Source organism: Rhizobium sp. M1 (genome assembly GCF_002531805.1).
GTDB classification, from domain to species: domain Bacteria; phylum Pseudomonadota; class Alphaproteobacteria; order Rhizobiales; family Rhizobiaceae; genus Rhizobium; species Rhizobium etli_C.
The window spans coordinates 1-19,060 of the sequence record NZ_NWSW01000060.1 but is presented as its reverse complement, the minus strand read 5'-3'; the positions used below and the strand labels follow the sequence as shown (position 1 = coordinate 19,060).

At 55.1% G+C, this 19,060-nt stretch carries 15 protein-coding genes; 4 read left to right on the top strand and 11 right to left on the bottom strand.

What is annotated here, in order from left to right:
• The 10 genes from CO655_RS31585 to CO655_RS31535 form a co-directional block, all read right to left on the bottom strand.
• On the bottom strand, nucleotides 1-310 hold a 310-nt coding region (locus CO655_RS31585; RefSeq protein ID WP_176539346.1), incomplete at its 3' end, for a transposase.
• A 186-nt stretch (nucleotides 311-496) separates the two neighbouring features.
• Entirely contained in the window at nucleotides 497-1,726 is a 1,230-nt protein-coding gene (locus tag CO655_RS31580; protein ID WP_008534369.1) for an alpha/beta hydrolase, read from the bottom strand.
• Between the two features lie 129 nt (nucleotides 1,727-1,855).
• On the bottom strand, nucleotides 1,856-2,545 hold the full coding sequence (locus CO655_RS31575) for a GntR family transcriptional regulator (RefSeq protein WP_016737430.1): 690 nt from the start codon (nucleotides 2,543-2,545) through the stop codon (nucleotides 1,856-1,858).
• Nucleotides 2,546-2,664: 119 nt separating this feature from the next.
• Entirely contained in the window at nucleotides 2,665-3,459 is a 795-nt protein-coding gene (locus tag CO655_RS31570; RefSeq protein ID WP_097667854.1) for an N-acyl homoserine lactonase family protein, read from the bottom strand.
• The gene (locus CO655_RS31565; protein WP_097667853.1) at nucleotides 3,459-4,586 is read right to left on the bottom strand and encodes a zinc-dependent alcohol dehydrogenase family protein; all 1,128 of its coding nucleotides are present in this window, start codon (nucleotides 4,584-4,586) and stop codon (nucleotides 3,459-3,461) included. The genes CO655_RS31570 and CO655_RS31565 overlap by 1 nt, the downstream gene beginning before the upstream one ends.
• A gap of 12 nt (nucleotides 4,587-4,598) precedes the next feature.
• On the bottom strand, nucleotides 4,599-5,495 hold the full coding sequence (locus CO655_RS31560) for an MBL fold metallo-hydrolase (RefSeq protein ID WP_245339561.1): 897 nt from the start codon (nucleotides 5,493-5,495) through the stop codon (nucleotides 4,599-4,601).
• 339 nt (nucleotides 5,496-5,834) lie between these two features.
• Entirely contained in the window at nucleotides 5,835-8,393 is a 2,559-nt protein-coding gene (locus tag CO655_RS31550) for an EAL domain-containing protein (RefSeq protein WP_097667852.1), read from the bottom strand.
• 432 nt (nucleotides 8,394-8,825) lie between these two features.
• A complete protein-coding gene (locus tag CO655_RS31545; RefSeq protein ID WP_097667851.1) occupies nucleotides 8,826-10,025 on the bottom strand; it encodes an ABC transporter substrate-binding protein in 1,200 nt (399 codons plus the stop codon).
• Between the two features lie 184 nt (nucleotides 10,026-10,209).
• Nucleotides 10,210-12,723, bottom strand: a complete 2,514-nt coding sequence (locus tag CO655_RS31540; protein WP_097667850.1) for a HAMP domain-containing methyl-accepting chemotaxis protein — start codon at nucleotides 12,721-12,723, stop codon at nucleotides 10,210-10,212.
• Nucleotides 12,724-12,932: 209 nt separating this feature from the next.
• Nucleotides 12,933-13,601: an SDR family oxidoreductase gene (locus CO655_RS31535; protein WP_245423989.1), complete on the bottom strand. Its 669-nt coding sequence runs from the start codon at nucleotides 13,599-13,601 to the stop codon at nucleotides 12,933-12,935.
• A 1,279-nt stretch (nucleotides 13,602-14,880) separates the two neighbouring features.
• Here CO655_RS31535 and CO655_RS31530 point away from each other — a divergent pair.
• Entirely contained in the window at nucleotides 14,881-15,915 is a 1,035-nt protein-coding gene (locus tag CO655_RS31530) for an AraC family transcriptional regulator (protein ID WP_085739613.1), read from the top strand.
• 70 nt (nucleotides 15,916-15,985) lie between these two features.
• On the opposite strand, the gene CO655_RS31525 is transcribed toward CO655_RS31530, so the two are convergent.
• Nucleotides 15,986-16,171 (bottom strand): hypothetical protein, encoded by a 186-nt coding sequence (locus CO655_RS31525; protein WP_004673279.1) that lies wholly within the window; start codon nucleotides 16,169-16,171, stop codon nucleotides 15,986-15,988.
• 98 nt (nucleotides 16,172-16,269) lie between these two features.
• Here CO655_RS31525 and CO655_RS31520 point away from each other — a divergent pair, with 98 nt between their 5' ends.
• The 3 genes from CO655_RS31520 (at nucleotide 16,270) to CO655_RS31510 (ending at nucleotide 18,703) form a co-directional block, all read left to right on the top strand.
• The gene (locus tag CO655_RS31520; protein WP_097667848.1) at nucleotides 16,270-16,746 is read left to right on the top strand and encodes a transposase; all 477 of its coding nucleotides are present in this window, start codon (nucleotides 16,270-16,272) and stop codon (nucleotides 16,744-16,746) included.
• Nucleotides 16,743-17,099 (top strand): IS66 family insertion sequence element accessory protein TnpB, encoded by a 357-nt coding sequence (gene tnpB / locus CO655_RS31515; protein ID WP_071088098.1) that lies wholly within the window; start codon nucleotides 16,743-16,745, stop codon nucleotides 17,097-17,099. Before CO655_RS31520 ends, tnpB begins: the two co-directional genes overlap by 4 nt.
• 71 nt (nucleotides 17,100-17,170) lie before the next feature.
• On the top strand, nucleotides 17,171-18,703 hold the full coding sequence (locus CO655_RS31510) for an IS66 family transposase (RefSeq protein WP_097667847.1): 1,533 nt from the start codon (nucleotides 17,171-17,173) through the stop codon (nucleotides 18,701-18,703).
• The last annotated feature ends 357 nt before the right edge of the window (nucleotides 18,704-19,060 follow it).

Sequence of the window (19,060 nt, the reverse complement as noted above, 5' to 3'; positions counted from 1 at the left end):
GCCAACTTCCATACCCGGGACCTCGCGCCGACCGTCGGCGCGGTGCAAGGAAGCTCGGAAAGTAGCTGCCTGTGCGCAGCTTCGGAATGCGAAGCTCGACCGTTCCAGCTCGCGTCTCCCAATCGCGGTCACGGTAGCCATTGCGTTGTGCGAGCCGCATCGAGTTCTTCACACCGAAGTCTGCACCCGTAGCCGAGCCGACCTCCAACTCCATCAGCCGCTCGGCGGCAAAGCCAATCATCTCACGCAACAAATCTGCATCGGCACTCTTCTCAACAAGGGAGCGCACGTTCATCATGTCATTGGTCATCGGTGATCTTTCCGTCAGGTTGGTCTTGAACAACCCGACCCTAGCGGAAAACACTGATGGCCGCCCGCAAAGCCGATCACCACAGCGCAGCGAGAAGCGCGCGGGCACTCGGCTTTGCTACCTCCCGTCAGCTACACCAGGTGCTGGGACACGATCGGTAGACTGGCCAACGCGGTTGCTTTGTGATCAGCCGTTATCTTCGACGAACCGAATCGCGTCTTGCAAGAAGCTCCGGAAATAGTCAGGATTTTCGCACATCGGAAAGTGCCCAAGCCCCTCCATAACGACATGACGGCTGCCGGGAATGAGGGCCGCTAGCGCTGCTCCGTCTGCAGGCGTCGCAGAGTAGTCATAGGTCCCGGAGAGAAGAACGGTCGGTGTTCGCTTGGCATCAATCTTCGGACCGACGACGGCACCGTCGAACTCGTCGCTGTAGAACGAAAGATCGCCGGGATAAACTCCCGGAGCACCCTGCGAGTAGATCCAACTGGCGCGGCGTCGCTCTTCTTGCGGGCTGAGCGGGCTCATGATTCCGCGGACATAGGCTGAGTTATGAAGCGACCCATGAACGTTGACGTTGTGTTGAAAGGGGTTGCGACGGCCCTTTGACTTCAACGGCGGCTCGACCGCAATTACACCCATTAGACGTTCCGGTCGCTCCGCCGCCAGCACCATGCACATCGCCGCGCCCATAGATCCTCCAACGACGATAGCTCTGTCTCCGACGAGCTGGTCGAGTATCGCCGTGCACCAGGTCAGGTAGAGATCCGTTGTGAGTTGATAGGGCGAGCCGTCCCAAGTTAAAGGAGGCATCGAACGTCCGTGAAACGGCAGATCAACTGAGATCAATCGGTTCGTACGCGCAAACCCAGTGTCGGAGAGTTGCGGTAGAAACTGACGGCCGTCTGCGCCAGCCGTATGGAGGAAAAGGATAGGAGTTCCTGCACCGGCTTCCTCGTAAAAGATATCGTGTTCTACGCCGCCGACCTCTACCCGCTTATAGCGTCCGGTGACCTGTTCAATATTTCGATCGACCTTCGGCGCAACTAGGGGCGGAGACGCTACGACGATCTCGAACAGTCGCTCCAGAGCGGGACGCGCTTGAGCGATTGCTACGGGCGAACCAGATAACGTGAACTCAGGGTTAGCGAGTTGAAAGGCGGTGAACGAATGGTAGGTTGCCGGCGGCGGCACCTGCATAACCTTTTCCCAAGCTCCTTCTGGGGCACTCAGTATGACGTCAGCATTTTCGTCCGCGCCATCCAGTGCGACTATCCCGCCTCCCACAGCAAGTGATGACTTTTCTGGTCCAACTTGCAACGAGATCCGTGTTGTAAGACCTGGGGTCAGTCGCGGTAGCTCCGGATCTTCGATCGCCAGGGTTACGCGTTTAATCAGCTCGGCATGGGCGCCCATACGTCCTCCCTAACAAAATGATGTTGTTGGGAAGCCGCACTTCGTGTGTCTCACCTCCCATAAAAGAGGTAAGCAGATTTTCAGACAATCTGTCAACCTTAGCCGTCACCTGAACTTGGTTTTGTGGAACTACTCGGAGGTTTCGACGGGGTTCTTGCTCAAGTAGTCCAACGCCACCTTAGCCGCGATTTCGATATGGCGCTTGCAAAGTGCGGCTGCCCTGTCGCCATCACGCAACGCAATAGCGGCCGCAATCTCTCTTATCTCGAAAACGCTGTTCTGCAGCCGCCCTGGCTGGGTCATCGATGTCATCCGCAACAATGTGACCCGGTTGTGCAACGACGTGAGCATTTGCTTCACAAACACGTTCTTGCTGCCGGTCATCAAACAATCGTAAAAAGCGGTCTTGGCTTCGATGATCCGCGTTCCGGAACCGCTCTTGGCTGCGGCTTCGAACGCTTCCACGGTCTCGAGGAGAGCAACGATCTCTTCATTCGAACCGTTCTCGGCGAACTCCTGCCCGGCAAAGCTTTCAAGCAGCGCGCGTACACTATAAAGCTGCCTAGCCTCCTCGTAGCTGATAGTGCTGACAACCGGCCCCCGATGCGGATAGCTAGTAATAAGCCCTTCAGCTTCTAACTGGCGTAGCGCCTCGCGAACTGAAGTTCGGCCAACCCCGATGAGTTCGCACAACTCGCGCTCCACCAGCCGCTGCCCGGGCTTGAAACGGCCACTTGAAATAGCCTGCCGGAGCTTATCCTCAACAAGGATTCGAAGGGAGGCGTTTTGACGTGTAATCTGGAGGTCGATCGTTCCCATTCACAACAAACCTTCGATGAAATTTCTAGTGACGCACAGAATCAATATACTGCCGGAGCGTTTCGTAGGACAACCGATTGTCTGCAAACAGCAAAAAATTTCAATCGGTTTATTGTGGGTCACAGGAGAACTCTAGCGAACTGGAGGTCTGGCGCAAGGGGAGAAAATTTCTGTAGCACCTCAGGGTCATGACCCGGAATGATGAGTCCGTTTGATCCGGCAAGGACGCGGAGCTTTTTGTAACCCTCGATGACCTCTAGGTAATCTGCAAACAGGGGAAACGCGCCGTTATTTTCAAGATAGTGCTGGAAATGAAGCGCGTCGGAAGCGATAACCAGCAAAGCGCCGACTGTTGCCACCGTAACAACTTGCAAACCTTTCGAGTGACCGCCAACCAGATGCACCCTGCATCCAGGAACAATTTCCCCATCCCCATCATGGAACCGTACCCGTGACTGAAAAACGAGCCGGACCGCGTCGACGACACCTTCTGTAGCAAAAGGCCGACGCATTCGCTCATGGCACATACACCGCCCCGTTCCATACGCCATCTCCCGATCCTGAATGTGAAAAGTGGCGTTAGGAAAGGCCGGGAGGTTTCCGGCGTGATCGTAGTGCAGGTGTGTCACAACGACATCAGTAATATCGCTGGATTTGATGCCAAGGCTGCTCAGTGCTGCCACCGGATGGATCAAGAGGGTCCGCCCTCTGGCCGCGCCCTCTCCGGCTTCGAAACCAGTGTCAACAAGAATTAATCGGTCCTCGAGACGGATCAGCCACACGAAGTAGTCGATTTGTGATGGACGATCATGAATGTCATCCGTCTCTAGCATCAGGTCACTTACTGGTCTTTGCGCGGTGCCGTAATGGATGGCGAGCACTGTCCACTCGTTCAAGAGAATTCTCCCCGCCATCAGTCCATCAAGACTAGGTGTCGATTGATCTCGGCCCTGTCAAGACGGTCGAAAACCTCATTGATCTCATCAAGGGGGCCAGTGCTCGACAGCAATTTGTCCACTGGCAGCTTACCTTTGAGGTAAAGGTCGATATAGCGGGGTATGTCGCGCGATGGCACGCAGGAACCCATATAGCTGCCCTTGATCGTTCTCTCCTCTCCGACCAACGGCAAGGGCGAAACCTCGAAACGGGAATTTGCGCTGGCCAGTCCGGCCGTAGCGGTCATCCCTCCGCGCCGGGTAATCTCATATGCAAGCTCGAATGCCTTTTTGGATCCAGCCATCTCTATCGCGTAGTCTACCCCGCCGCTTGTCGCGCCTTTTACTTGGGCAACAATATCCGGCGAGGTGGCCAAAAAAGTCTTCGTCGCTCCCAGCTCCTTGGCAAGATCCAGCTTCGCTTGGATTAGGTCGATCGCCACGATATCGCTTGCACCGCTCGCAACAGCGCCAAGTATCGCCGAAAGGCCTACGCCGCCGAGCCCGATTACCGCCACACTACGGCCTGGGCGGACCCCACACGTGTTTATCACAGCTCCAACGCCGGTCATAACGGCACAGCCGAAGAGAGCAGCTGTCGCCAAATCGATATCTTTGGTCACTTTGACTACCGAGCTCGCCGACACGACAGCATATTCGGAAAACGCAGAAACGCCGCTATGGTGGTTGATTTCGTATCCTCTCAAACGGATGTGCTTGCCGCCGGATAGAAGCGTTCCTGCAGCATTGGCCTGGTAGCCCGGTTCGCAGAGGCTGGCGCGGCCTTCAGCGCAATATGAGCAATGGCCACAAACCGGCAGAAATGACATGACTACATGGTCACCAACCTCAACCTTCTCGACACTCGGTCCGATGGCTGCGACGACGCCAGATGCCTCATGGCCTAGAGCGACTGGAAGCGGACGCGGTCTGTCCCCATTGATTGCGGACAGGTCAGAGTGACAGACACCGGCAGCCTTGATCTTGACCAACACCTCCATGGGGCCAGGCGGCGTCAGTTCCACAAGCTCAATCTTAAGAGGTTTCGAATTTGAATAGGGCTTCGGCAGACCCGACTCCCTGAGGATTACCGAACGTATCTGCATCTTTGAAATTCCTTATCGATGTGCAAGCAACTGCATTGGAGCGGGGATGTAGCGGAATCCGTCTCCGTTTCGCACCACATGCCCGGCACCTGGCCATGCGAAGTGATAGGACATTACCGCAATGCGATCTGTCGCCAGCATATCAAGCACGCGCGTGCGGGATCTAGCTGACAGCTTCGGGTCCGTGTCGTATCGGAATTCCATCATCGGCCTCTCCATCAACAGGATATGATGATGCGTAAGGTCGCCGAGAAAACAGAGGCGATCGTTTCCCGACTGCAGCATAAAACAATGATGACCGAGCGTGTGGCCGGGGGCCGAAATCGCGTGAACGCCCGGCAAGAACTCCTCGCCGTCTTTGAAAAAGAAGGTCCGATCCTTGTGGGGAAGCAGGTTTCGCCGAGCGTTATCGATTTGAAATTGAAATGAAGAATCGATCGACGACCCGTCCGTCCAGTCCGTGAAGTCTCGCTCACTGATGAAGATGTCGGCGTTCGGGAAATTTAACCTTCCATTGGCATCGCACAGACCGCCGATATGATCGATATGGGCGTGCGACAGAACCACCGCATCGATCTCCGTCGGATCTCGACCTGCCTCTCTCAGGCTGGCTAGGAGTCGACCTGTGGTGGGCCCGAAAGCTTTTGAAGACCCCATCCCGGTATCAAATAGAATTGTTCTTCCATTTATCTCAACAAGCGGCACGTTTTGCTCGAGTACAACTTTGTTCGTTGGCAGGAAATTGTCCTCTAGCATCAGGCTGACCGTGCGTGGCTCTACCCCCAAGAAGTTCAGGCGAGGATCTCCTAGCTCTAACGGCCCGTCGGACAGTACCGTGATTTTTCCATCGCCAAATTCGAATGGATAAAAATACGGAAGCTTGGCCAGGTGATGCATACTAAGAGACACTGATTTTCCTCCCATCAGGTGCTTGGCGACATTTTTGGCAGATTGTATGATAATCTGTCAAATATTTTTGAAGAAAGCCATATCGAGAACGACTGCCTTGCTTTAGGAGCCGGTGTACCGCGTTTTCCGCGGCCTACCGAATGCCGCGCAGTAGGAGCAGAGCATTCGAGAATGCGGCTCGCGGGGCCGCACAACGCATGGTCGTTGACCCAGCGTTGCCCCCTGTTCCGCGAAAAACCGCAGACATTCAGAGATTGACGAGGCTCAAGTTGCGTTGTCTCACAGCGCGCACCGCATCACCGTCCATCAGACAGGTGCATTTTCCCTTATTCGCGCTCATCATCGCGAAGCGGCGTAACGATCTGAAACGAAGCCGGTGGCGGACGCGCGCACCCAAAGAGCGATCAATTCCATCTTCGGCAGGGCCTTGCTGTAAAAGAAGCCTTGCGCCGAACCGCATCCGTTCGCTGCGAGAAATGCTGCCTGCTCGGCGGTCTCAACACCTTCCGCCACCACGTCCTGTCCAAGACATTGTGCAATGGACAGAATCGCTTTGACCAATTCTTCGTTCCTTTTGTCCGAGCTATTTATGAATGACCGATCGATCTTCAGCGTGTCGATCGGGAAGCGGGCTAGATAGTTGAGCGCCGAGTAACCGGTGCCAAAATCATCGATAGCAATCGAAAATCCCATTTGACGCAGCTTAAGAAGCGTCTGCAGGGTCTCGCCCTTCCGATCGAGAAGCAGACTCTCCGTGATTTCGATTTCGATCCATTCCGCGCGGCAACCGGTTTCACCGAGGATTTCAGCGATCTCGTTTACCAACCGTGAGCATTGGAATTGCTTACCCGAAAGGTTGACTGCAATCTTGTGCAGGTGGTGGCAATCGGCGTTCAGCTCCTTCGCCGTCTTGCACGCTTCACGCAGCACCCATCGCCCGAGTTCAACGATCAGCCCGGTATCCTCAGCGACCGGAATGAATCGAACCGGCGGAATCATGCCCATCTCGGGATGAGGCCATCTCAACAACGCTTCCGATCCTATCATAACGCCGCTGACCAGAAGGACCTTGGGCTGGTAGTGCAGCTCCAATTCTTCGCGCTCGATAGCGCGGCGCAATTCAGATTCCAACTGCATGCGCTCCTCCACGCCAACAGTCAAATCCTTCGAATAAAAGCGAAAACTGTTTCTCCCCGAGCGTTTGGCAAGATACATCGCAGAGTCGGCGTATTTCACCAGATCGTTGACATCTGTGCTGTCGTCGGGCGAGATCGCGATGCCTACACTGCATGACACGTAGACTTCCTTGCCATCCAATAGGAAAGATTCCTTGAATCTCTCGAGGATCGAGCACGCAACCCAATCGAGATCGTCGGTTGTCTGGATTTCCGGCAACAGAATCGCGAACTCGTCGCCGCCGAGACGCGCAACCGTGTCGAGATCGCGGACAGATTTCTTAAGCCGGATAGCGACCTGGCAGAGTAGTTGATCACCCACAGGGTGACCCATCGTATCGTTCACGACTTTGAAATGGTCGATGTCAATCAGCATTACCCCTGTCCGCCGACGTTGAGACGACGCGTCACTGACGACCTGTTGCAATCGCTCGTTAAACAGCAAGCGGTTCGGCAAAGAAGTCACCGGATCGTAGAAGGCCATTTGCCTGATTTTTTCCCGCGAGGCGTTCAGTTCCGTGACATCGCGAGAGACCCCGAGGACTCCTGTAACCTCTCCCCCGGCGCCGAGGACCGCAAGTTTACGTGTTTCGAGAAGAATGGACTGACCGTTCTCCGGGGAAACCACCCAATTCTCGTCGATAAGTATGCCACCGGCTTCGATCGTGGCCTCATCAGATTTTCCGGAAATGTGAGCTCTCTCAGCCCCGAACAATTCAAGGTCCGTTTTTCCAACGACCTCCGCCTCCGATTTCCCGGTCAGCCGCTCAAATGCATGATTGCACAACAGGTGTACGCCATCCACATTCTTTACCCAAACCATGTCAGGAATGGTTTGCAGCACACTTAGCAATTGCGTCCGCACGGAGTTGATGGCGTCTTCCGCCTGCCTTCGTTCCGTGACATCACGCGAAAATGCCAGGAGCGTGGTGGCGGCGTCAGGATCGGCGCTTGGTCGTCTAGCCACCGACAACTCGAACCATCGGGTCTCGCCGTTTGGCAAGGATACGCTAATGCATCGACCGTAGGCAACTCCTTCACTGCTTGCAGTTCGAAGCGCCTCCATTGCAATAGCCGCTTGATCAGGCGCAAGAACTTGGTCGACCGTCCTACCCAGTAGCATTTCCCGCTGCTGGGCTAGTAGTTCGGGATTTCTGGTCCAGACCTGAAGATATCGCCCATCCTCGTCGACCTCAAACAGAACGTCTGGAATAGCGGTGACGATCCCTTGGGCTAGTTCGAGAGCGTTTTTGAGTTCCTGCTCCGCCAACTTGTGTTCGGTTATGTCGATGATAACGCCAATCAGACCCGCGGGCTCGTCGTCGTGACCTCTGAAAACTGCCTTGTTGCAGACAACATCCAGGATGGCGCCGTTTGCGAGAGCGATCTTACGCTCGGAGACTTGGGCTCCACCCCTTTCAAGAAGGCCTTTCTCTTCAATAGAATAAATTTCCGCCAGTTGCGTTGAACTGAGATCAAAATCTGTATTCCCGATGATCTCGTCGCGCGAGCGACCGAGGAGATCTTCGAAAACCTTGTTGCAACCGACATAGCGACCGCGCAGATCTTTGAAGAAAATTGGGAGGGGCAACACGCCGATCAATGCTTCAAGCAGCGCTCCTCGGTCGGCTGAGGCATCATGATGCAGCGCTTCGTCTCTCCGGCGATTGCGCCTTTTCTGAAAAAAGGAGCGTTGCCAAAGCGGTTGTAAAGTCGAATTCATCGTGAAGCTCCTTACCGAGGGCCAAGACAGGATGCATCATCCATCCGATCAGGAATTCCGGGAACGCCACCCAAATCATTCGAGCAACAAATTGATGCAGATATGTCAGTAAGGCGTCGAACCGCGCGTCGGCCTGAGCCGGATAGTGCGGTCGGAAATGAACTTTGCTTTCACATTCGAAGCAACAACCTTCGCGGCAGCACGTAGATTGATTGGCGCAATGAGTATGTTGTCCCGTTTGGCGAGAGGAGGGCCGGAGGAAGAATGCTACCGCGGAGCAAATATGTTCGTTGGAACCGGATCGCTTGTCTCATGTCTCCTGAGGCGACCCGGGCATTTCCCAATTTGAACTGTCATTCCTTAGCGCAGCCTACCTTGCACGAGAGCCGATCATGAAGGCACCGCATTCCACACAGACCCCGCATGCGATCTTCAATCGGCCGGCTTCCAGGAGAGCGGATCCGCTGGGTTATCGAAATATTTAGCAGCAGCGCTGGCAGACCACCAAGCTGTATTCTTCGGCTCGATCCAATCCTCAGAGTTAGGATCGCAATCAGCTGGCAAATCCGCCATTACATCCTCTATGGAACTGGGAATTGCTGGCCGCAGGATTGTCTGAATTTTGGGGCCCTGTCCCTCAAGAGTTCGCATCATTACGTCCCATACGAAACCCGCCTCAGAGCGCGGCGGCCAGAAATGAAAACTCTTGCTTACGAAGTCGGGGTTCCGTCGCCAGTAACAGGCTGCCGAAGCTTCGCCCCCTAGAACGATTGGGATCATGTCGCGCCCGGACTGGCGCACCGCGTTGATAACACCATTCTCAGCTCCCGACTGAACGATAATACCATCAATTCGACCGGGATTCGCTGCAAGGAATTTTTGCACCTCGGCCTGCGCGACCTTGTCTGTCCATTTCCCGTCGACATGACCTACGATCTTTATCTCGGGATAATACTCCAGAGCCTTCTTTGCGCCGACGTCAAAGCTGTCCGAGGAGGCAAAGCCGGAGATCCCCGAAACGAGAAGCACATTGCCACTTCCTTCGATTTCTTCAGCGAGCCACTTCGCCGCCTCAAACCCGCCTTGCATGTTGTTCTCAGTTGCGTTGACGGCGAACGGCGATGTTACGTAACCAGAGTACGAGAACACAGGCACTCCTTTTGAATACGCATACTCTATCGTAGGATTAAGCGCCGTGAGGTTCGAACAGCAGATAATAATTGCATCGACGCCGTCGTCTACCATCTGCCGCATCTGCCTGATCTGGACAGCGTCTTCAAGATTTGACTGGGTGACGATGAACTCGGAGACCAGCCCCGCTTTCTTGAAAGCTGGAACAATCTTGTTTGTGAACTCATCAAGAATACTCGCACGCCAAGAATTGTCAGCATATGTCGATGCGTACCCAATTTTCCACGGCGGTGCTCGCTGTGCCTTAAACGTGCGGAAGACAGATTCACCTGTAGGCAACTTTGGATCGAGCAACTCGTAGGTTTTTCGTTCCTCCCGCGGCAATTCCGTAAGGCCACCGGCGGCCGCTACAGAAGGGATCACCAAGCCGGTGATTAGAATAATGGCTCTTGTAATTTCACGTATGCGCACGGATTTGATACCTCTCGTGTCTCTGAGCATTGCAAAGCAGTTGATCTCTTGAAGGTTGATCGGCTCTAAGTGGGTTTTTTACAGTCAGACGGGCGGCGAAAGGGAGACCAAGCGCCTAAGGCCGGATTTCGCTTCCGTAAGCGGATTTCCCTTCAGTAGAACGCCGCTATCACAGTGGCCATCCGACGCGTGGCAGTCTCGTTCGATGCGCAGCTTACGCCACTAACCTAACCCGACGCGTCGACTTATCTTCGGTCAATTTGAATGAAGCGAGCCGCTCGCTGAGTTCGTTAGTCTGATCCGAGAGAGTCTTTGCCGCGGCATTTGTCTGCTCGGCCATGGCAGCGTTTTGTTGTGTTCCCTGGTCAAGTACATTGACGTTATTGTTGATCTCGGCGAGGGACGCCGCTTGCTCGCGGCTCGAATTGACGATTTGATCAATCCGATCGGAAATCTTCAAGATCGACGCCGTTATGTTGTGTAACGCCTCACCTGCTTTCCCCACGTAATCTGAGCCGATCGCCACCTCCGAAGAGGATTCCGAAATCAGGTGGCGAATCTCGCGGGCTGCAGCTGATGATTTCTGGGCAAGTTCGCGCACTTCCTGGGCTACGACTGCAAAACCCTTTCCGGCATCTCCAGCACGAGCCGCCTCGACACCAGCATTTAGTGCCAAAAGATTCGTCTGGAACGCAATCGTATCGATCAAACCAATGATTTGGCCGATCTTGTGGGACGCGTCTTCTATTCTGCCCATTGCGTTGATCGCATCGGTCACAATGGTTGCCGCACCCTCGGCGTGTTCTTTAACAACAGACACGAAAGCCTGGGTTTCATAGGCATTCTCGGATGATTTTCTGACCGTGACCGTCACCTGTTCGACGGCGGCCGCAGCCTCCTCCAGTGAGGCGGCTTGCAATTCAGTTCGCCGCGACAGATCATCTGAGGCTTTGAAAAGCTCGCTGGTTCCCCATTGAATTTGATTGGTATTCTCGTCGATATGAGACACTGTCTCTCTCAGGATCGAAAGCGAGTGATTGAAATCGCGCCTCAGCGGCTCAAGATTGGGATGGAATTGGCGGTCAATTTCTTGAGAGATGTCGCCACGCGCCAATCGAGATAACGCCTCTCCTAGAATGGTGACGGCAGTTGCGACCTCCTCCTCCATCTGAGCGCGTTCGCGTTCACGATCCATCCGCTCCTGTTCAACGGTTTTCCTATCGGCTTCCGTTCGTGTCTCGATGTCCATCTTCGAGACAGCATTTTCACGGAAAACCTCGAGTGCGCGAGCCATTTCACCTATTTCGTCTCTCCGGTCACGCCCGACAATCTGCGATCGAAGATCGCCCTTTGCAAGCTCTTGCATGCGCGTCGCGATCCGTTCGATCGGGGCGCGAAGCGTCGCCATCAGGCCGGCGCCAGCCGCCAAGGCTACCAAGACGCCGGACACTGTGGCGATAGTTGACAGCAAGCGGGCAAGATTGCTTTCATTGCGAGCATCGTTTTCCTGAGTTGCTGCAAAGGTTACGAGGTTTTTCCAGATCTCCTGGCCGGTTTTGTCCGCCTCAGAATATTGCGCTTGGCGGGCTTCCGCTATCTTGACCAGCTTCTCTGTGTTCTCTTGGATAGAATCCACCTGGGCGAATAGATCTTCCTGCATTTTATCGAAGCCAGATATCGAGCTGGCAACGCCTCCAACTGCCACGGTGTCACGCGCCAATTTTGTAAGTTGCTCAACGAGGCGCTGCTGATTCTCTGCGTTGGCTGTACGGAACAGGTTATTGATTTCGATTTCGATCGAATCGGCGTCCTGGCCGATCGTTGTCGCCGTCGCAACAAGCATTTCGGAATCCGTCAACGCTTTATCCAACGCCCGGATCGCATTTGTTCCTTCAATCATGTGCTGGATCGCATCCACTCGCAGGTTCGTCGCAAAGCTCTGTAGGTCAGAGCCGGCAAGCCGTGTGGAAGGGTCGACAAATTCGGGGTTGGCGATTAGCTTGGCGATAGTCCTCTCAATTTTAGTAACGGCCTGCTCGTCAGCAGTCGAGACTACCCGCTTAACTGTTTTTAGCGACTTTTTGATCACAAGCCCTTGCTGGGCGACAGTCGGAGGCTGCTTCGCTCCGTCCGGCAAGCTCACCAAGTCTTGCGCCATGTGTTGCATAACTGATGCCGTATCGAGTGAGCGGGTAGCCTCCCGGAGCATGGTTTTCCCGGAGTTCTCCTGATTGCGTACTTGTGAGCGCACATCAACCGCAGCCAATTTAAGGGCGCCTCCGACCTCCTTGATCTTCGACAAGTTGGAAACAATGTCGCTGCGAACGGATTCCTCGTCATTATGCAAAGACCACATGCGGCCGATGCTGCCCGAGATAACGGACATTGCCGATACACTGTTTTCGAGCGCACCAGTTTCGCTCCCGCTACCTGCCGCCGCTTCCTGGAGCGACTGCATGGTTGCGCTCTGCCCGTTTAAACTTGTCAGCGCCTCATCTCGGTACTCCGTTGAGCTTTGCGCCAAAAAGCGGTTCATGCTTTCCGCGACACTTCGAAACCCGCTCAAGGTCTGAAGAACCTCATTTGAAAGCCGAAGACGAGACTGAAGCAAGCCAGTTGCTTTTAAGCCGACCCCACCAACTGCCGCCAATATCAGGATCAAGGGTACAAGTACCAATAACACCTTTGCTCTTATGGTAAAGGTGGACAACAGGCGATCGACGAACATACTTACCTCCAAAGGGCTCAAACGGTGCTGGGGCCTCGCTTTTGGAATAGTAATGTTTGAGCCTGAACGAACATGGATAAGAGTTTCACTAAAACAATCGAAACTTTTTTACGTGTTGTTAGGATTTGACCTCTTACCCATTGCGTCTTTCGAGAAACTTAACGGAAGGTTAACCTGCAGATTTGCCGGATCAGAACGTGGGAGTGGATCTATCTGCACCGAGGATCGATCTCCAGCACGTTCCCTGTCAGCTTTCCGGACAGTTCCGAATTCGCCAGGAATTGCACGGCGTGGATCACTGTTCGAAGCACGTCATTTTCGCTTGAAGACGTAGAGTTCACATCGCTGGCGTGTACAGCATTTATCCTCAGCCCGGAACCGAAATATTGCCTAGCAATTGCGGAGGTAGTAGTGCGCAACGCCGCTTGAAGGACGGCTTCTGCTTCCAGCGAGGTCGTCTCTTCGAACCATGCGACGTCCACTACGGCAAGCTCCGCGCCCTGAAGTCGAGAGCTAAAGGCACCTGTAACTCTGATTAGATTGGATACGGCATCAAGCCCCAGATTCGCGCTGGATAGCGATCCCGTTACAGTTTGGGTTGTTTCATTTCTGCGGAAAACTATGTTCACCAGAACGTCGACCCGTCTCCAGCGCAAATACACCTGGTCAGCCATTGAGTTGACGTAAACGTCTCTGTTCGGGTTGACTTTGACCGGTAAAAAATTGTTTCCCTGGCCTTCAGCCAGGGAGGCGAAGTCGGCGGGATTGGCGTCGCCTACGGCGACCCGATAGCCTTTTTCTATAAATGAGCGCGCCAAACAAAGACCAACAGGATTTGACGCGCCTATCAAGACACAGACTTTTTCCCCAGGAGACATGTTGGCGTCACGGTCACGTTCAACCAGTACCTCGGTCGATGGAGTATGACACGCCTTGTGAGTCAGAGACGCTTGTATCACGCGCCGGTCGCCGCTTCCGGCAGATTAAGAAGGTCGACAATTTGTGCATTTTTGGCCAAGTTTAGCACTTATAACTCCCGGTCCGTCGCTGCGTCTCCCGCGAACAAGCAACGCGCGGGCGATATAGTAAAATTTTTGTCCGACAATCTGTCAATTCCTTTTTGCGATTTTCGGCGGACACATGCCGAGACCGGCGTCATTTTGAGGCCTCATGCCCGCAATGCCGTAAGCATCGGTATTCCGACACCCGGTTGAGTTTGATGTGGTCTTTCCTGTTAGTCTTCTCCCGCCGCCACGTTCCGATTTGATCGCGCTTTTCGCGTTCGCGCGGCAGAGACAACAGCACGCCTATGGCAGCACAAGCTGTTTGACCATCATCAGGTTTCGTCCTTAAGCTCTTCTTTTGCCCAATCAGATCGCCCGGAGTGCGTACCCGCTAAGAAGAGCCTAAAGTCAACTCAATGCGACGAGGCGCGGCTTACGCATTGATATTTGCCGCGACCGCCTCGCTTAGTAGGCCAAAAGAACTCGTCGACGTCTTTGCGTCTCCGAGTGTTGAGCCTGGAGCGTGCCTCTATTATACGTCATAATCGAAGTATGTTGATGCGCAGGTTAAGAGGACCAGCGTGTGGCGAAATCGTGGGGCCATCCTACAGCACAATCATTTTTCTCCGTGTCGACTCAACGGCCTCCAAGGTCGGTTGGCGTAGGTTCTCTCCCACTCATAGCACTCCCACCCTTCCCGTGACGGGCTGCGATCGAAAGCAGCCCGTCACCCCTCGCCTTGGGAGGCATCTTTAGATTGATTTCCCGTGCGGGAACTCCACTAGAACCGTGGCAGATTTCCCTGATGCTGCCTTGCCTTTGATCAGGAATAGCATTAACGTATATCAGACAATCTGTCAATCTGTTCGAGGGGCTTGTGAAAGCCAGTCATCGCAACATTAGAGGCTTCCCAACTGCAGCGCTGAAACACTAGGAGGCCATCTCGAGCGGGAGAACGTGGATGTCGGTGCTGGTGATGATCCGCCATCACGAAAGCCTAGGGAATGAGAGATTCAACCGGCCTCCACAAAGGTCCGAATCGGTCATGTACGCGATCAAAATCGCTCGCACGCCATCCGGTCTCGAGCTTTGAATGTTTGGAAAACTAGTCCCGGCATGTGCGAGTTGGTGTTCATAGATAGGTTTATATTGGATGACCGAAAGTTTGTTCAGCAAGCCCGATGAAGGGACCTTAGTGAAAGACAGCTTTATCGAGGGCTCCGATCCCGAACGTCTTTTGCCTTTGATATCATCGCCCCTGGCGTCCTCTGACCTTGCTCAACACGACAGTAGATCGCTTAACTCTCGCTGCAGTCGAATTTCCCTTGATGGTTTTGGCGTTGCGGATGCCCATCATGAAGAGGCGTTCTCGGTCATGATAGATTCCCCAGTTGACGTCGTAACGGTCTTCCTGCCGGCGTCCGGGAATGCAGTCTTTCATTGGTCTGGGCAACAGGTAGAGTCGCCGCATGTTGCAAATGCTCCGCTGAATGCCCGACAAGATGGCATAAGATCTCAACTGTCATTGACGATCGATACGCAATCCTTGCGTGACAAGCTTTCTCGCATGCTCGATCGGACGATCAGCGGAAATCTGCAAATTCAGCCGACCCTTGATCTTGCATCGAGCGCGGGAACGCTCATGCGAGAACTAGCCCTGTCTGCCCATCGCGGCCTCAGTGCCGGGGGGGCTCTGCGACAATGCCCGTCGGCCTATAGCTCGCTCCTCGACGCGATAGAGTACCTTTTGATCGAAAGCTGTATGCATCGCTATACCGATGAACTTCGTCGTCCGGCTCCGTCTCCCACGCCTCGCCACGTGAAACGGGCAATGGAGTTTATGGAAGAGCATATGGCTCAACCCATTTCCCTTAACGATATCGCCGCTGCGGCCAAGGTCAGCGTGCGGACTTTGCAGCACGGCTTCCGACAATTTCGCAATACCAGCCCCACAATGCACCTCCGAGACTTGCGTATGTGCGCAGCTCGACAGGAACTGCTGCAAAACGGCGCTAAAATCAGCGTTTCGGAAATAGCGCTTAAGTGGGGCTTCACACACCTCGGCCGTTTTGCTGCAGAGTACAAGAGACGTTACGGCGAACTGCCATCTAAAACAGTGCATATGAGCGATGTTCTGCCGCTTAGGCGATCTATGTGTGCTTCGCAGGCCTCTCCGCCCGAAAGCTGACCCGGAAATAGCCCTTCGCGATGGCGCTGTTGTTCGCAGCGCTCCACCGGGCTATACCATCGCTGCGCCCTTAATTTTTCGGTCTGTCGCCACAGACGGTCAGCAGCCGAGCGTACAGTGCTTCAAGGTGATTGGTGATTTGGATCATTTGCAGCCGCTCTTGCTCCAGGCGCTGCGACTGTGCATCTTCGTGGCTTTCTAAGTGGGTATCTGTCTTAGCCTGTTGCCCGAAATTGATTGCAATAACTTTGGACATCTTCGAACTCTCGTTGAATTTCGTTAATACTCCGCGTCTTGAAGGAAGACAGTAAGCGCTGTGCTGACCCCACCTTCCGGATCAGCGTATGATTGTCGATGTTCAGCCTCGAAAGAGGGCTTGGACATATGTCGATTTCAGAGCTTACGCTTAAATCCAAGGATGAGCCGGTGCGCCGGTTCGAGGTGTTCACTGGCAATGGCCGTCGCCGCGAATGGGGCGACGATCAGAAAGCGCAGATCATTGCGGAGAGTTGCGAACCTGGCGTGACGGTATGCTCTGTGGCGCGGCGGCATGGTTTGACGCCGCAGCAATTGTTCACATGGCGACGTCTCGCCCGAAAGCCATGTGAGGTTCTTTCTGTGCCGGTCGAGGAGCCGATGTTTGCACCAGCGGTCATCGTGTCACCGGAGAAGCCGGAGCCGAAGAAGGCGCGGCAGGCACGTTTGCCAAGAAGAACTTCTCCGGAGGCGGCTATTGAATTGCAGATTGATGGAGCCATGCTGCGCATTGCCTCGGGCACCGATGCGGCAACCATTGCCGCCGTGATCCAGGCCTTGAAGGCATCGTCGTGATTGGCCCGTCCGGTGCGGTGAAGGTGATGATCGCCACCAAGCCCGTCGACTTCCGCAAAGGTGCTGAAGGATTGGCGACGCTGGTGAAGGCTGAGATGGGTGCCGATCCGTTCTCCGGTACGATCTACGTCTTCCGAGCCAAGCGCACGGACCGGATCAAACTGATCTTCTGGGACGGCAGCGGCGTGTGCCTGGTCGCCAAGCGACTTGAGGATGGCGAGTTCCATTGGCCTCGAATGCAGGACGGCGCGATGCATCTGACAGCTGCGCAGTTCTCGGCTTTGTTCGAGGGATTGGACTGGAAACGGGTGCATGCGCCGAGCGAAACGCGCATCCCGGTAAAGGCTGGATAGCGGCCGCGACCAATTGAATCAGCACCATCCAGCCTCTCGATCGGAGCGGTAAAATATGCTGTTGTCGATCCATGACGATGACGGCAGACGAGCTTCCGGATGACCTGAATGCGCTCAAAGCCATGGTGCTTTCGCGCGAGGCAGAGAATGCCCGCCTTCGCCAGATCATCAAGGAATTGCAGCGTCATCGCTTCGGCCGCCGCGCCGAGACCCTTCCCGAAGACCAGCTTCTGTTGGGGCTTGAAGAGGCTGAGCAAGTTGAGGCTGCCGGGTTGGAAGAGAAGGAGCAAGCCGTCGCCGCTCTTCGCCAGGCGCAGGTCGTCAAGCGGCGCACGAACCGGGGTTCGCTGCCAGCACATCTGCCGCGCGTCGAAATCGTGGTGGATATCGATGACCATGCCTGCCCGTGCTGCCGCAACGACCTGCATCGGATCGGCGAAGACGTCAGCGAGAAGCTCGATATCGTGCCCGCTCAGTTCAGGGTGCTCGTGGTGCGCCGCCCGAAGTATGGTTGCCGGGCTTGCGAGGAGGTCGTTGTCCAGGCTCCGGCCCCGGCAAGGCTGATCGAGGGCGGTATTCCGACCGAGGCAACCGTCGCCCAGGTGCTAGTCTCCAAATATGCTGACCACTTGCCGCTTTATCGCCAGGCGCAAATCTACAAGCGCCAGGGCATCGATCTCGACCGTTCGACGCTTGCCGACTGGGTCGGTCGCGCGGCCTGGCATCTTCGGCCGGTTCATCAGCGGCTGCTCGATCATTTGAAGTCTTCGTCCAAGCTGTTTGCCGACGAGACGACAGCTCCGGTGCTCGATCCGGGGCGCGGCAAAACCAAGACCGGACAGCTCTGGGCCTATGCAAGGGACGACCGGCCGTGGCAGGGCGAGGACCCACCCGGCGTCGCCTATGTCTATGCACCGGATCGCAAAGGCGAGCGGCCAATGGCCCATCTCGATGGCTTCGTCGGCATCCTGCAAGTCGACGGCTACAGTGGATATCGCCCGCTCGCGGCAAAGAACACCGTGTCGCTGGCATTCTGCTGGTCTCACGTTCGACGCCGCTTCTATGAACTGGCCGCCGCCGGTCCGGCACCCATCGCCAGCGAGGCACTCAGACGCATCGCCGAACTCTACGCGGTCGAAGACGAGATACGTGGCCGCACACATGGGGAGCGTAGCGCCGTCCGCCAGCAGAAAAGCCGACCGATCACCGAAAGCCTCGCTCCCTGGCTGCGTGAACAACTCGGCTATATCAGCCAGAAGACCAAGCTCGCCGAAGCCATCCGCTATGCCCTGTCACGCTGGGATGGCTTGACCCGTTTTATCGACGACGGCCGCATCGAGATCGACTCCAACACCGTCGAACGGTCCATCAGGCCAATTGCGCTCAATCGAAAAAATGCGCTGTTTGCCGGTTCCGATGCAGGGGCCGAACATTGGGCCACCATTGCATCGCTCATCGAAACCGCCAAGCTCAACGATGTCGAGCCACTGGCCTACATCTCTGACGTCCTCACAAGGATCGTCAACGACCACCCAAACAGCCAGATCGATGATCTGCTGCCGTGGGCCTATGCCGCAAAGCCCGATCTCAAAGCCGTGGCCTGAAAACACCGCTTACGGAAGACAGTCGCGGAAGGTGAAAAAGCAAAAGTCTGCTAGGCAGCTGCGATGCGTCCTGATTGGTGCCAAACCTTTGCTCAAAACTAAGGAAGCATTCCATCCCTTGTTCAAGCGCAGTGATTTCGTAGCTGAAGGTTGGGTCGACGTCGCGCCTAAGTCCGAACCGGTTGGATCCGATCGCCGTTGATCGATAGAATGCCAGAGACCTGATCGACGACCGGGCCGATGATACCATCTGCTACCTCAACGACGACAATGGCGCTGTGGCTAGAGCAGATCCTGTTCAATCCGGGTCATATCCGGCAGCCCTGAAGTAGTTGGCGCATTCTGCAGGAGTGAAGC